The 13,596-nt window shown below is 47.2% G+C and carries 12 protein-coding genes, 9 tRNA genes and 1 rRNA gene (1 of these 22 only partly in view); 17 read left to right on the forward strand and 5 right to left on the reverse strand.

Annotation, left to right across the window (positions count from 1 at the left end):
* The 11 genes from PJDR2_RS05090 to PJDR2_RS05140 all read left to right on the forward strand — a co-directional run.
* Positions 1-1,717 (forward strand): 23S ribosomal RNA (locus tag PJDR2_RS05090); it begins 1,215 nt to the left of the window's first position.
* 59 nt (positions 1,718-1,776) lie between these two features.
* Positions 1,777-1,851 (forward strand) — tRNA-Glu (locus PJDR2_RS05095).
* 15 nt (positions 1,852-1,866) lie between these two features.
* Positions 1,867-1,942: transfer RNA gene (locus PJDR2_RS05100), tRNA-Val, on the forward strand.
* A gap of 17 nt (positions 1,943-1,959) precedes the next feature.
* Positions 1,960-2,036 (forward strand) — tRNA-Met (locus PJDR2_RS05105).
* A gap of 33 nt (positions 2,037-2,069) precedes the next feature.
* Positions 2,070-2,146 (forward strand) — tRNA-Asp (locus PJDR2_RS05110).
* A 17-nt stretch (positions 2,147-2,163) separates the two neighbouring features.
* Positions 2,164-2,239, forward strand: a tRNA-Thr gene (locus PJDR2_RS05115).
* A 21-nt stretch (positions 2,240-2,260) separates the two neighbouring features.
* Positions 2,261-2,347: transfer RNA gene (locus tag PJDR2_RS05120), tRNA-Leu, on the forward strand.
* 3 nt (positions 2,348-2,350) lie between these two features.
* Positions 2,351-2,425: transfer RNA gene (locus PJDR2_RS05125), tRNA-Gly, on the forward strand.
* Between the two features lie 10 nt (positions 2,426-2,435).
* Positions 2,436-2,512, forward strand: a tRNA-Arg gene (locus PJDR2_RS05130).
* Positions 2,513-2,529: 17 nt separating this feature from the next.
* Positions 2,530-2,606, forward strand: a tRNA-Pro gene (locus PJDR2_RS05135).
* A 103-nt stretch (positions 2,607-2,709) separates the two neighbouring features.
* Complete coding sequence (locus PJDR2_RS05140) at positions 2,710-3,699, forward strand: Gfo/Idh/MocA family protein (protein WP_015842609.1); 990 nt, start codon at positions 2,710-2,712, stop codon at positions 3,697-3,699.
* Positions 3,700-3,760: 61 nt separating this feature from the next.
* On the opposite strand, the gene PJDR2_RS33400 is transcribed toward PJDR2_RS05140, so the two are convergent.
* The gene (locus PJDR2_RS33400) at positions 3,761-4,258 is read right to left on the reverse strand and encodes an SEC-C metal-binding domain-containing protein (protein WP_015842610.1); all 498 of its coding nucleotides are present in this window, start codon (positions 4,256-4,258) and stop codon (positions 3,761-3,763) included.
* 187 nt (positions 4,259-4,445) lie between these two features.
* Between PJDR2_RS33400 and PJDR2_RS05150 the strand changes: the two genes are divergently transcribed.
* The 5 genes from PJDR2_RS05150 (at position 4,446) to PJDR2_RS05170 (ending at position 9,701) form a co-directional block, all read left to right on the forward strand.
* Positions 4,446-5,684 (forward strand): aminopeptidase, encoded by a 1,239-nt coding sequence (locus PJDR2_RS05150; RefSeq protein WP_015842611.1) that lies wholly within the window; start codon positions 4,446-4,448, stop codon positions 5,682-5,684.
* 20 nt (positions 5,685-5,704) lie between these two features.
* Complete coding sequence (locus PJDR2_RS05155; RefSeq protein ID WP_015842612.1) at positions 5,705-5,980, forward strand: YqkE family protein; 276 nt, start codon at positions 5,705-5,707, stop codon at positions 5,978-5,980.
* A gap of 202 nt (positions 5,981-6,182) precedes the next feature.
* On the forward strand, positions 6,183-6,773 hold the full coding sequence (locus PJDR2_RS05160) for a ribonuclease H-like YkuK family protein (RefSeq protein ID WP_041613967.1): 591 nt from the start codon (positions 6,183-6,185) through the stop codon (positions 6,771-6,773).
* Between the two features lie 172 nt (positions 6,774-6,945).
* Positions 6,946-7,680, forward strand: a complete 735-nt coding sequence (locus PJDR2_RS05165) for a metallophosphoesterase (RefSeq protein ID WP_015842614.1) — start codon at positions 6,946-6,948, stop codon at positions 7,678-7,680.
* 140 nt (positions 7,681-7,820) lie between these two features.
* Positions 7,821-9,701 carry a sensor histidine kinase gene (locus PJDR2_RS05170; RefSeq protein ID WP_015842615.1) on the forward strand — a complete coding sequence of 627 codons (1,881 nt, stop codon included), beginning with the start codon at positions 7,821-7,823 and terminating at the stop codon, positions 9,699-9,701.
* Between the two features lie 49 nt (positions 9,702-9,750).
* Here PJDR2_RS05170 and PJDR2_RS05175 read toward each other — a convergent pair whose 3' ends face one another.
* The 3 genes from PJDR2_RS05175 to PJDR2_RS05185 form a co-directional block, all read right to left on the reverse strand.
* Positions 9,751-9,987, reverse strand: a complete 237-nt coding sequence (locus PJDR2_RS05175) for an NHLP leader peptide family RiPP precursor (RefSeq protein WP_015842616.1) — start codon at positions 9,985-9,987, stop codon at positions 9,751-9,753.
* Between the two features lie 75 nt (positions 9,988-10,062).
* Positions 10,063-10,995 (reverse strand): hypothetical protein, encoded by a 933-nt coding sequence (locus PJDR2_RS05180; protein WP_015842617.1) that lies wholly within the window; start codon positions 10,993-10,995, stop codon positions 10,063-10,065.
* Positions 10,996-11,019: 24 nt separating this feature from the next.
* Positions 11,020-11,730 (reverse strand): hypothetical protein, encoded by a 711-nt coding sequence (locus PJDR2_RS05185; protein WP_015842618.1) that lies wholly within the window; start codon positions 11,728-11,730, stop codon positions 11,020-11,022.
* Between the two features lie 330 nt (positions 11,731-12,060).
* On the opposite strand from PJDR2_RS05185, the gene PJDR2_RS05190 reads away from it, so the two are divergent.
* The gene (locus tag PJDR2_RS05190; RefSeq protein ID WP_015842619.1) at positions 12,061-12,627 is read left to right on the forward strand and encodes a hypothetical protein; all 567 of its coding nucleotides are present in this window, start codon (positions 12,061-12,063) and stop codon (positions 12,625-12,627) included.
* A 25-nt stretch (positions 12,628-12,652) separates the two neighbouring features.
* Here the strand turns inward: PJDR2_RS05190 and PJDR2_RS05195 are convergent, their stop codons facing one another.
* Positions 12,653-13,525, reverse strand: a complete 873-nt coding sequence (locus PJDR2_RS05195; RefSeq protein WP_015842620.1) for an SDR family oxidoreductase — start codon at positions 13,523-13,525, stop codon at positions 12,653-12,655.
* Positions 13,526-13,596: the final 71 nt, after the last annotated feature.

The following is a 13,596-nucleotide window of genomic DNA, read 5'->3' on the forward strand; positions in this document are numbered from 1 at the left end:
TGACACGTTTGTGTCTTGGGTAGGGGAGCGTTGTATGTAGGTTGAAGTCAGACCGTAAGGACTGGTGGACAGCATACAAGTGAGAATGCCGGTATGAGTAACGAAAAGACAAGTGAGAATCTTGTCCGCCGAAAGCCTAAGGGTTCCTGAGGAAGGCTCGTCCACTCAGGGTAAGTCGGGACCTAACGCGAGGCCGAAAGGCGTAGTGGAAGGACAACAGGTTGAAATTCCTGTACCACCGAAGATTGTTTGAGCAATGGGGTGACACAGAAGGGCAGTGACGCGGACTGATGGAATAGTCCGTCCAAGCAGTGAGGCAGAGTTGTAGGCAAATCCGCAACTCGCGTAAGCTAGGCTGTGATGGGGAGCGAAAATTGCAGTAGCGAAGGTCATGTACTCCGGCTGTCAAGAAAAGCCTCTAGTTAGATCTAGGTGCCCGTACCGCAAACCGACACAGGTAGGCGAGCAGAGCATGCTAAGGCGCGCGGAAGAACTCTCGTTAAGGAACTCGGCAAAATGACCCCGTAACTTCGGGAGAAGGGGTGCCTCGGTAGGGTGAATAGCCCGAGGGGGCCGCAGTGAAAAGGCCCAAGCGACTGTTTAGCAAAAACACAGGTCTGTGCGAAGCCGTAAGGCGAAGTATACGGGCTGACGCCTGCCCGGTGCTGGAAGGTTAAGGGGAGCGGTTAGGGGTAACCCGAAGCTGTGAACCGAAGCCCCAGTAAACGGCGGCCGTAACTATAACGGTCCTAAGGTAGCGAAATTCCTTGTCAGGTAAATTCTGACCCGCACGAATGGCGTAACGACTTGGGCGCTGTCTCAACGAGAGATCCGGTGAAATTTTAATACCTGTGAAGATGCAGGTTACCCGCGACAAGACGGAAAGACCCCATGGAGCTTTACTGCAGCTTGATATTGGACTTTGGTACGATCTGTACAGGATAGGTGGGAGCCTGAGAAGCATGAGCGCCAGCTTGTGTGGAGGCGACGTTGGGATACCACCCTGATCGTATCGGAGTTCTAACCTGGAACCATGAAACTGGTTCGGGGACCGTGTCAGGTGGGCAGTTTGACTGGGGCGGTCGCCTCCTAAAATGTAACGGAGGCGCCCAAAGGTTCCCTCAGAATGGTTGGAAATCATTCGGAGAGTGCAAAGGCATAAGGGAGCTTGACTGCGAGACCAACAAGTCGAGCAGGGACGAAAGTCGGGCTTAGTGATCCGGTGGTACCGAATGGAAGGGCCATCGCTCAACGGATAAAAGCTACCCTGGGGATAACAGGCTTATCTCCCCCAAGAGTCCACATCGACGGGGAGGTTTGGCACCTCGATGTCGGCTCATCGCATCCTGGGGCTGAAGTAGGTCCCAAGGGTTGGGCTGTTCGCCCATTAAAGCGGTACGCGAGCTGGGTTCAGAACGTCGTGAGACAGTTCGGTCCCTATCTGTCGCGGGCGCAGGAAATTTGAGAGGAGCTGTCCTTAGTACGAGAGGACCGGGATGGACGTACCGCTGGTGTACCAGTTGTTCCGCCAGGAGCACCGCTGGGTAGCCAAGTACGGACGGGATAAGCGCTGAAAGCATCTAAGCGTGAAGCCCCCCTCAAGATGAGATTTCCCAACTAGTAAGACCCCTTGAAGACGACGAGGTTGATAGGTTCGGGGTGGAAGCACAGCAATGTGTGGAGCTGACGAATACTAATCGGTCGAGGGCTTATCCTAAAGACTTAAGGAATTCAAACTTTCGCATCCAGTTTTCAAGGCACAAATCTTGAATGCAAGGCCCGTTGGTCAAGGGGTTAAGACACCTCCCTTTCACGGAGGTAACAGGGGTTCGAATCCCCTACGGGTCACCATTTTAATCCAAGTATGGAGGCTTAGCTCAGCTGGGAGAGCATCTGCCTTACAAGCAGAGGGTCGGGGGTTCGATCCCCTCAGCCTCCACCATATATGTTTTTTAATGACGCGGGGTGGAGCAGCCCGGTAGCTCGTCGGGCTCATAACCCGAAGGCCGCAGGTTCAAATCCTGCCCCCGCAACCAAAAAAAATTCGGTAATAACCGAAAACACAATGTGGAGCTGTGGTGTAGAGGCCTAACATGCCTGCCTGTCACGCAGGAGACCGCGGGTTCGAATCCCGTCAGCTCCGCCATTTTTAAAAAGTTTTATGCCGGTGTAGCTCAGTTGGTAGAGCAACTGACTTGTAATCAGTAGGTCGTGGGTTCGACTCCTATCGCCGGCACCATCTTTACAACACAATATGCATGCGGTCGTGGCGGAATTGGCAGACGCGCTAGATTCAGGTTCTAGTGGTGTAACAGCCGTGGAGGTTCGAGTCCTCTCGACCGCACCATATGCGGAAGTGGCTCAGCGGTAGAGCATCGCCTTGCCAAGGCGAGGGTCGCGGGTTCGATTCCCGTCTTCCGCTCCATATTTTTTTTGCGGCCTTAGCTCAGCTGGATAGAGCGTTTGACTACGAATCAAAAGGTCAGGAGTTCGAATCTCTTAGGCCGCGCCATTTTTTAAATTGAATAACGGGATGTAGCTCAGCTTGGTAGAGCACCTGGTTTGGGACCAGGGGGTCGCATGTTCAAATCGTGTCATCCCGACCATTTCAATTCATTGGAAGTCAGCAGACGTACTTGGTACGTGGGGCGGGCTTTTTTTAGTTTATGGACAGTTTGGGATAACTTAAGGATGAAGAGGTGAGTTCTTATGCTGCGTATTGGTATTATTGGCTCTAACTTTATTACGGAAACGTTTTTGAATGCTGCACGTCAGGTAGATAAGGTTGAAGTGACGGCGTTGTACTCGCGTACGGAGGAGCGTGCAAAGGCATATGCGGATGCACAGGGCATTCCTCATACCTTCACGGATCTTGAAGCGATGGCGCAAAGCGATCTGATTGATGCGATTTACATAGCAAGCCCGAATTCGCTGCATGCCGAGTATGCGATTACTTTTATGAAGAATGGGAAGCATGTGCTTTGCGAGAAGCCGCTAGCTTCCAATGCTGCTGAAGTGCAAGCGATGTTTGAAGCAGCGCGGGAGAATAAGGTACTGCTGATGGAAGCCATGAAGTCGACCGTAATGCCGAACTTTGACGCGATCCGCGAGAACCTGCACAAGATTGGCAAGGTCCGTACTTTCTTTGCTTCGTTCTGTCAGTATTCTTCTCGATATGACAAATACAAAGCAGGAGAAGTATTGAATGCTTTTCAGCCGGAATTGTCGAACGGATCGCTAATGGATATCGGTACATACTGCATATATCCGCTTGTCGTGCTGTTTGGCAAGCCGGACAGCGTCAAAGCAAGTGCGGTTATGTTGGACTCCGGTGTGGACGGCAAGGGCAGCTTGGTCCTGAATTACGGGGACATGGAAGCGATCCTGCTGCATTCGAAGATCTCGAATTCGAATATGCCTGCTGAAATTCAAGGCGAAGAAGGCAATATGATTATCGAGAGAATCAGTCAGCCGGCCAGCGTTCGGATTCAATACCGCGATGGGCGTCCTGAAGAAAACATCAGCAGACCGCAAGCGGACAATTCCATGCTATATGAGATTCAAGCTTTTGCCGAGCTAATTGAGCGTGGCGAGCTTGAATCGCCGGTTAACTCCTATGCCAACTCTCTGGCCGTAATGGAGATTATGGATGAGACACGCCGCCAGATCGGGCTTGTATACCCTGCAGACAAGAATTAGGCTCAGGGCTCATAAAAAAGCAGGCTGTTCCGGATGATTAACTCCAGAACAGCCTGTTCGATTATTGAGCAACCGCTTCTGGGGTTTGCTCGTTTTGCTCCAGCTGCTGCATAAGGAAGCCGGAAAGCTCCTGATAACGCTTAGTAATCGTAGCAGCGGATACTTCATATTTCTCGGCAAGCTCGTTCTTGCTCTTACCGGACTCGGTAACCTCGCAGACCATATATTCCAACGCGGCACAGAATGCGCCGGATTTGCGATACGATGGTTTCGTCATATTCGTGAAATCATGCCAGATCATAACCGCCATTGCGATATGATTAGGCTTGTAATCCTGTTTCATGGAAGCAATAAGTTCATGTGCCAGTTCTGCATATTGCGGATTAGCCCACGTGGATTCGTGGTCAACCAAGTGAACCAGTTCAGCTTCTGTAAAATGACGAATTGCATTGGAGGCTTTGCTTGTTCTAGCCGATTGTTCGTCCTTCGACATGCAGCACTTTTTATATTTCAAGCCGCTGCCGCAGTGACATTGTTCATTTCTACCTAGTTTAGACATAAGAGCTCCTTCGTGCGAAAATCTTTTATGCAAGAGTACATTCCTATATAATAACATAAAAAGAGGTATGGAAAAACGAAAAACCTTCATTTTCCATTCTTTTCGCCCTCGGGTAATTATTTTCATAGGCCCGGGACAAGAAGCAAAGAATAGTCATTATACATATTTAGAAAGGTGTGAATGAGCGATGACAAACGTTGCATTCGAAAGCAATCTGACCAAATACGCTGAACTGATCGTTAAGGTAGGCGTTAATGTTCAAGAGAACCAGGAGGTATTCATTACGGGGGCTGTCGATCAAGCGGACCTCGTACGACTTGTTGCGGAGCAGGCCTATTTGGCTGGGGCAAGCAATGTGCACGTCGATTGGACGGATGACAGTTTGTCCCGCCTGAAATACGAGAAAGCTGCCGATGAGGTATTTACCCGTTTCCCGGAATGGGAGACCGCCAAACGGAATTCCTTCGTTGAGCGTAATGCCGTATTTATCTCTATCGTTTCTTCCAGCCCGGATCTGCTGTCGGGCATTGACTCGCAGCGAATTGCCAACTTCCAAAAAGCTGCGGGCCAAGGTCTGCAAGCATTCCGCAGAGCGGTTCAATCCGATAAAGTGAGCTGGACCGTTGTAGCCGCGGCCGGTAAAGCCTGGGCTTCTAAAGTATTCCCGAACGTTAATGAGGAAGAAGCCGTCAACCAGCTTTGGGAAGCGATCTTCAAGGCGGTTCGTTTGCATTCCGTAGACCCGGTGAAAGCATGGGAAGAGCATAACACGACTCTTCATTCCAAAGCGCAGGCGCTGAATGAAAGTCATTTTGTAAAGCTGCATTATACGGCTCCAGGGACCGATATGACAATTGGACTGGCAGATAAGCATATTTGGGTTGCGGCCGGCAGCGAGAACCAGAACCATGTTTCCTTTATGGCAAACATGCCAACTGAGGAAGTATTTACGGTGCCGCAAAAGACGGAAGTTAACGGCTATGTCTCGAGCACAAAACCACTTAGCTACGGCGGCAATATTATCGATAACTTCAAAATTACGTTTGAAGCCGGCCGAATCGTGAAGGTAGAAGCAGAGCAAGGCCAGGAAACTCTTCAAAGGCTTGTTGATACAGACGAAGGCTCTCATTACTTGGGCGAGGTTGCGCTTGTGCCGCATGAATCGCCGATTTCGCAATCGAATATTTTGTTCTATAATACTTTGTTTGACGAGAATGCATCGAACCACTTGGCGATTGGCAGCGGTTATGCGTTTAATATCGACGGCGGCAAACAAATGTCCCCGGAAGAACTGGCCGAGAATGGCGTAAATGCAAGCATCACGCATGTTGACTTTATGATTGGATCTGCTGAGATGGATATTGACGGCATCAAAGCCGATGGAACCATTGTGCCGATCTTCCGCAAAGGGAACTGGGCATTTTAAGAACGGTAGGTGAGGATGAAATGGCGAAGAAGAAAAGAACGGCACCTGCCGCGAACCATAGGGCGAACACAAGCCCTCAGCAGGAGCAGGGGACAACGTTAAAGGATATGCTTAGCGCGGATGTCCTGCAGAAGCTTAAAGCCCAATCTGACGAGATGAAGGCGGCTGAGGAGCAGCGGAAGCAGAAAGCGCGGACGGAGGCTGAAGAGGCTCGCAAGAAGGAACAGAAGCGTCTGGAGAGCGATATGGGCTATCTGCTGGAGAACAGCAAGCAGGATTGGCGAAAATATAAATAAGGGCAAGAGAAGGGCCTCTAAGCCGCGAGACATCGCGGTTTAGGGGCCTTTTCTTTTTTTGGGTAAGGCAGAATCGCGCTTGTCATCATATAACTATTAATAATAATATACAACTCCTTTCGCATAGGCATGGTATAGAAGAGCGGGATTTAGGCGATCTCTGAAAGAAAGGGCTGAAATGTACATTGTACAGGTGACGACGATGAGAAAAAATCAATTGGGTAGGCTACCGGAAGAGCTGAGGTTCCAGAACGTGACGGAGAGCAGGCTTACGATTCATGAGGTGTATGACCGTATATTGAATTTTATGGCAAGTGATCCAAGAGCGGCGTATCATTTTGTCATTGGGACAGACAGCCAGGGGTTTAACGGATATACAAAGTTCGTAACAGGCATCATTATCCGGCGGATGGGGAAAGGCGCTTGGGCTTGTTACAGGCAGGTTGTTGTCCCGCGCGAGCTGACCTCCCTGAAGGAGAAGCTTACGATGGAGACGGCATTGTCCCAGGAGGTTGCCTATTATTTCGTGGACGGCGCAATCCAGCGGATGGAAGAGGTTCTGCTGCCATTTGTATACCAGGGAGCTTCGCTTGATTTGTTTATCGATATCGACGCAGGTACGGAACCAACAATTAATAAGACATCGCTTTATGTAGAAGAGATGATCGACCGGGTAAAAGGGATGGGAACGTATCTGGCAAGGGTGAAGCCGGATTCATACGCGGCATCGGCTTATGCCAACCGCCATACGAAGAAGCCTGTCCGATTCAAAAAGCGCCAGGGTCTTGTGTAATAGACGGCGTTTCTTTTTTTATATATGATAATGAATACGGTTTAGGTTAACCCAAAGCAGGACAAGTTCTTAATCAGCCGCAGGCCTTATGGCCTGCGGCTTTTTTCCGTTTCGGAAGGTTTTTTTTCGATAGCTGTAGAATGAAATACGTATAGGGGAAGGATGGGATGTCATGGGAAAGGAAAGGACGCTAGTCATTAGCGATATTCATGGTTGTTATGATGCTTTTAACCGGCTGCTCGAGCGGGTAAACTACGAGCCGGTTAAAGATCAGTTGATTTTGCTTGGAGATTTCGTCAGCAAGGGACCGGACAGCAAGCTGGTTGTCGAACAATCGGCAAGCCTGGTCCGGGAGCATGGTGCCATTGCGGTTCAAGGCAATCACGACGAGCGCTTCGTGGATATTGTCCGTAACAAAACCAAAGAGGCAAGGGAGAAATTCTTCCGCCATGGCGGCCGTCAGACCGTGTACAGCTATCTGAAGGGCAGCGATATGACGGGAAGCGAGGAGGATCTGCTGAACAGGCTCAGAGAGACGGTTCTCGAGAGGTATCCTTATCACGCCGATTTCCTGGAACAGCTTCCTTATTATTACGAAGATAAGCATTTCATTTATGTACATGCGGGGTTGAATCCGAAATACCCGAACTGGAAGGAACAGCCGAAGAGGGATTTCTTATATATTAAGGATTCGTTTCATAAATCGGATACGGTCGTTAACAAAGTTGTCGTGTTTGGCCATACAAAGACTGTTGATCTGCATGGCAGAGCGGATGTCTGGTACGGTAAAGGCAAGATTGGAATCGACGGCGGCTGTGCAAGCGGCCTGCAGCTAAACGCGCTTGAAATAATCGGCGAAGAGGTACGGTCGTTTTCGGTACCGGCAAGAAGAGCGGCGATATCATAGTAAAAACCTGGAGCGGAGAGGATATTCCGCTCCTTTTATTTTTAAGATTTTTAATATATAAGAGAAAGGTGAAGGATATAATCGAAAAATGTCGAACTTATGAGTAATAAGAACTATTTTCCAATATTTGAGGTGTAAAGATGAAGGCCATTCTGAAGTATACGATTTTCATTCTATTTTCTATAATAGTCATCACTTCAATAAGCCCCACAATCACCTTTGCGAATACAGATGAATCAGCGTTGAAAATACGAATTACAGAGTGGCAGCTCCATCCTGGGAATGATGAGGATAGCAAGATACCGCCTGCCGATGGCTGGATTACCGTAAGGGAAAACGAGAAGGAGCCGGTGTTGCCGAAAGGGACAAGTTCGTTATGGCTAAAAGTCGATTTGCCCGTTATTACTCAGTCACATGCAGGGCTTCTGGTGTCCAAAGCTTACGCGCAAAATGTATTTGCATATTTGAATGAGGAAAATGTTTATGAGACGAAAAGAAACCATTCTTATGATGTGAATCGGTTTGTAATCCCTATAGAACGTACTTCTACAAATGAAACCCTTTACATCCATTTGGTAAATCATACGGGTAATATAGGAATTACGGGCCTTGCTATTGGAGAATATTCTAAACTCTATAGAACGATGCTAATGAGTGATGTTGATAATATTATTCTTGGAACAGCGTTTATCTTCATAGCTGCTTTAATGTTTATTTGTATGATCTTTCTGAAAAGAATCCATGTATCCGGTTGGAAGTCACTTAGTTTAATTATTTTTTCAATAGGTTGCATGTTAATTTTCTACTCTCCATTTTTGTACATGGTAAATGAAAAATATGGATGGCTTTATGCTACAGGTTTTGATCTATCGTCTAACCTCTTTCTACCTGCTCTATTTTTCTTCTTGGAGACATTCTTTGGTAGAGGGAAGTTTGCAATTATTCGTATCTTCAAGATATATGCCTTAGGTTCAATGATCTTATCTACCATCGGTTTAATCTTGAATATTATGACCAACAATGCCTTCTACTCTCTTTACTATTCGGTTGCAACAGTACTATTTGTGTTGGGAGTTTTGGGCGGATGCAGCATAGTCATTGGTGTTCTAGTTGTTCATAGCATTAAGAAGAATAGAGATGCAATTATTCTATCTGCAGGTTTAAGCTTTTTTATATTGTTTGCAGTAGCCGATATTATTCAATATTATTCTCTGTCAAAAAACTATGAGTTTGTATATTGGAAATGGGGAACTGTATGCTTCGTGTTCACTTTAGTGGTCATGCTTGGCAGGCAGATAGTAATCGGCTTCGAAAAGGTTGTAACGTACTCTCGTCAGCTTGAGATTTTTAATAATGAACTCCAGCGCTCAGAGAAGATGGATATGATTAGTCAACTTGCGGCTTCAGTTGCACATGAGGTGCGAAATCCGTTGCAGGTTACACGGGGATTCTTGCAGCTTCTTGAAGAGAAAAGCGGCAGCAATAAAGAAAAAAACTATATGCTACTTGCAATCAATGAGTTGGACCGGGCTTCCGAAATTATTACCGACTTCCTGACATTTGCCAAGCCTCAGCTTGAACATGTATCGGTATTAAATATAGCCAATGAGTTCAAGCATATAGGTACCATTCTAATTCCGCTGGCTAATATGCAAGGCGGGCAAATCAGATTAAACATACCCGATCATTTACAGATTAATGGAAACTCATCTAAATTCAAGCAAGCCTTTATTAATATGATCAAGAATAGTATCGAGGCTTTGAAAAACGAGGGCCGAATTGATATAAGCGGTTATATGGAAGGAAACAGGGTTGTCATTTGTATAAAGGATAATGGGGAAGGTATGACGGAAGCGGAACTTGTTAAGCTGGGAGAGCCTTATTACTCTAATAAGTCTAAAGGTACTGGACTCGGACTTATGGTTACCTTCAGCATAATCGAAGTGATGCAGGGTGATATCGTATTTAAGAGCATTAAAGGGATAGGGACAGAAGTTACGGTTACCTTTCCGACGGCGTAAAATAGTAAAACCACTCCCAATTAGGAGTGGTTTTTTTATGCGATTTCGATTACCAAGATGGAAATTCTACTGAAGATGCAGATTTTAATGCGGAGGGTTTCGGCGGGATCACCAGGTAGGCGTGATCTGGCGTTTCTTCTACGGCTGTTACTTCGATCTGATCTGGAATTTCTACGCCAAACGCATCTTTGATAGCCGCTTTAGGGTCATTCAATAATTGTTGCTTGAATGCATCGTCTTCCCAAGCCTTTTGAATAATTTGATCCCTAGTAATCTGATTCGACAAACTAACCCCTCCAATTATGCTAATAAAATACTACTCGAGTAATAGAATTATAGCATAATTATTGGTTATATTATACTATTTTTTCTGAAAATTCGACAAAATATAATCAAATCCGCCTGATAGTAAAGTCCTTCTTTTGTTCTCTACCCGATTCGTAAAGCCTGCTATACCTTCATAGGTGAAATGGCTGAATGAAAGTAGCGTTGAAATGCCAATCTGGCTGTTGTTTAGGATGTCGAGAACCTCCTTGCTGCGGTCACAGTACTCCGTCATGAGACTACGGTCATAGATATAAGATTCTGCCTCTTCCGCTTGAAGCGGGTGATCTGACTGGCGCTTGGCATGAATCATGGATAGCAGGCAATTATAATTCCCTTCGCTCAGGTCATCCTCCCAGTCCGTCAGATCATCCGCCATTTGAAGAAGAACAAGGCTATAGTCAACGAGTTCTTCTACATCAGCAATCTTCTCCGGCTGATCGGCTAGCAGCAGAACACCGGTACTTGCAAGCTTGAGGGGCGAAGCTTTTTTCGCGACCTGCACAATGTCTGTCATAAAGTAATCATGTTTGTCTTCATGCACAACGGCTGAAGCCCACTCGTTCATATAGTGCTGACGATAGCCCCAGAAAGGAGAGTTAGCAGCAAACAGCTCCCGAAGTATGGCTTCCATCTCGAAATGGCATAAATGGGCGAGAGCAAGCTGTTCCTTCCAGGCAGCGGGAGTCTCGTCCATTACGTCGTCCTGCAGGAAGTAATAGAGCATGCTGAATACATTGGATAATGAGAGCATCCGGCATTGAACAATTGGAATCGAAGCAGACTCATTAATCCAATAGGGGAGCAGATAACAAATATAGTTCTTGGAGCTCTCCCTCTCAAAGACATCAAACTTGCGGAGGTATGCTAACCCGGCTTCGTTAAACGGCTCGGGGAAATTAGCGATTCGCTGCTTGGCTTCCGAGAACACAAGCTGCAGCTCTTGACGATACGGATCAAAATAGTTCATCTGCAGGCTCCCCATTTTCGAGCTCTATTCATCACGCTTCATAATCTCCATCAACGCAACAATCTTGACGGAGTTGAACTCCTCGGAAGAAAGCCTAGAGAGAAGAGTATCTTTAATAGATTGCTTCTCTTCCGGCGTCAGGCCGTCCTTTGCTTTATCGGCGAGTCCGGTCAATTCCTTCATGGAGAACTTGCTCAGCAGCAGCTGGGCCGCTTCATCCTTATTCTTCACAACAAGCTGGCCGCCTGTGGACGGCTTGTCCGCCGGCTTTGTATCTTCCTTGCCGCCGCTTGCCTTGCTGCCAGAGTTCGAGCTTGAATTATCCGGTTTTGCGGTATTTGTACCTTCGGCTTTGCCGCCGGTCCCTGCATCAGTAGTGATGGAGCCTTGGAGGGTTTCGACAGCCTTTTTATCAAAATATTTGGAGTTATCGGCAATGATCTGCTGAACGGCAGGATCCTTCTTAAACGCATCGATTTCGTCGGTAGTCAGGATTTGATCGGCCATCTCATTCATCATTTTATTGGATAAGTAGTGGAGCCCGATCTTGTAACCGGCAAATCCGATGACACCAACGATGACGATGACGGTCAGCAGTCTTGTCCAAATAACCGCGCTTTTCTTTAAGGGTTTTCTGGAGCCGCCAGGATACTTGATCCAGGTTCTGCCGTCCTTGCTTTTGTACTTTTGAATACCTACGAGACGGAGGGGCGTATTCACTTTTTTGAATTCCATTTGTATCAAAATCTCCTTTTGTATCCCAGCTGTAATGTGGCTTATTATACCATATAAAAAGAGATTACTAGAAACGGATCTAGTACCAATTCCTCACCTGATCATTCGAAAGGACTAGCAGTGAACTAATTTACACTTTCCTGCCAATTTGTTAAGTTTTGATTGAGAAATACTAATAATTCCATTAAGATAGGGGAAAGGCTAGGTAAATTTTCCAGAACAGGACCAAGGTCGTGGATAGGACTGTACCTCAGCAGGTTAATGAAGCCATGGCTCCTGCATTAAAGTTAAATGAGAAGCGTTACTTCTTTAATGTGGAGGTTGTCGGGCATGACAAGAGAGTTGGAGGTTTATGTTGTCTTAACGGACACGGGAACTTTATTTACGAGAACGATTAAATGGTTTACGAAGGATCCGCTTAATCATGCCTCGATCGCGTTTGACAGCGGGTTGAATGAGGTGTACAGCTTTGGTCGGAAAAACCCGCAGAATCCGTTCTTCGCCGGCTTTGTAAGGGAGAATATGCGCGGACAGTTATTTGCCGAAGCTAGTTGTGCCTTGTACCGCTGCCGGATACAACCGGCTGCATACGCCAAGATGCGCGGCGTTATTGCGGAGATGGAACGGAATAGGGAGCTGTACCGATATAATCTGATCGGAGTTATTGGCCTGCTGTTTAACACAAGGCTCATTAAGAGAGATTATGCTTACTTCTGCTCGGAATTTGTGGCATCGGTATTCGAGAAGAGTGGTGTCGATCTTGTTAATAAATCTTCGTTCCTTGTGACGCCGGGGGATCTTGAAAATACGCCAAAGCTGGAGCTTGTGTACGAGGGCAGGCTGCAGGACTTATTAGATAAATGCATAAACGAGGAAATTGGAAAACGCCTTGCGTAATAGCCGCAAGGCGTTTTTGCTTTACTTAACCGTTTACAACCTCGCCGCCGTTAATGTGGATGAATTGGCCTGTCACATAGCTGGAATCCTGGGAAGCCAGATATACATATGCCGGGGCAAGCTCATATGGCTGTCCGGCCCGTTTCATTGGCGTATCGGATCCAAAGGTGGATACGGATTGCTCATCGAAGGTCGACGGGATAAGCGGAGTCCAGATTGGACCGGGAGCAATACCGTTGATCCTTATGCCGCGTCCGGCCAGGTTGGTTGCAAGCGCTCTTGTAAAAGAGACGATGGCGCCTTTGGTAGCGGAATAGTCAATTAAGGTCGGATTGCCTTTATAGGCGGTGATCGATGCCGTATTAATAACGGAAGCGCCTTGCTTCATATGAGGTAGGGCGGCTCTGGTCAGAAAGAACATGCCAAATACGTTAGTCCGGAACGTCTTTTCAAGCTGCTTCGCCGTAATATCTTCAAGCCGCTGCTGCACATGCTGCTCGGCTGCGTTATTAACAAGAATATCCAGCTTGCCAAAGGTCATCACCGTCTGCTCAACGGCATTACGGCAAAATGCTTCATCCCCGATATCTCCGGGAATTAACAGGCAGCGTCTTCCGGCTTGCTCGATCTCCTGTTGAACAAGCTTGGCGTCTTCATGCTCATTGTAGTACACGATGCTTACGTCGCAGCCTTCGAGGGCGAACGCAACCGCTACCGCACGGCCGATGCCGCTGTCTCCTCCGGTAATAATGGCAGCTTTATTCTCAAGCTTGTTTGCCGCTTTATATTGATCGGTTTTATAGACCGGAAGCGGGTTCATTTCGGATTCTATACCTGGCTGCTGATTCTGATGCTGAGGCGGGAAAACCGCGGTTTTATTGCTTGATGACTGTGACACAGGGTAAAGCCTCCTTTTCTGGATATCCGTTCTTGTCTATTAGTGTGGGATGTTGGAAGGTCTGCTATACA

Source organism: Paenibacillus sp. JDR-2 (assembly GCF_000023585.1).
Taxonomy (GTDB): Bacteria; Bacillota; Bacilli; order Paenibacillales; family Paenibacillaceae; genus Pristimantibacillus.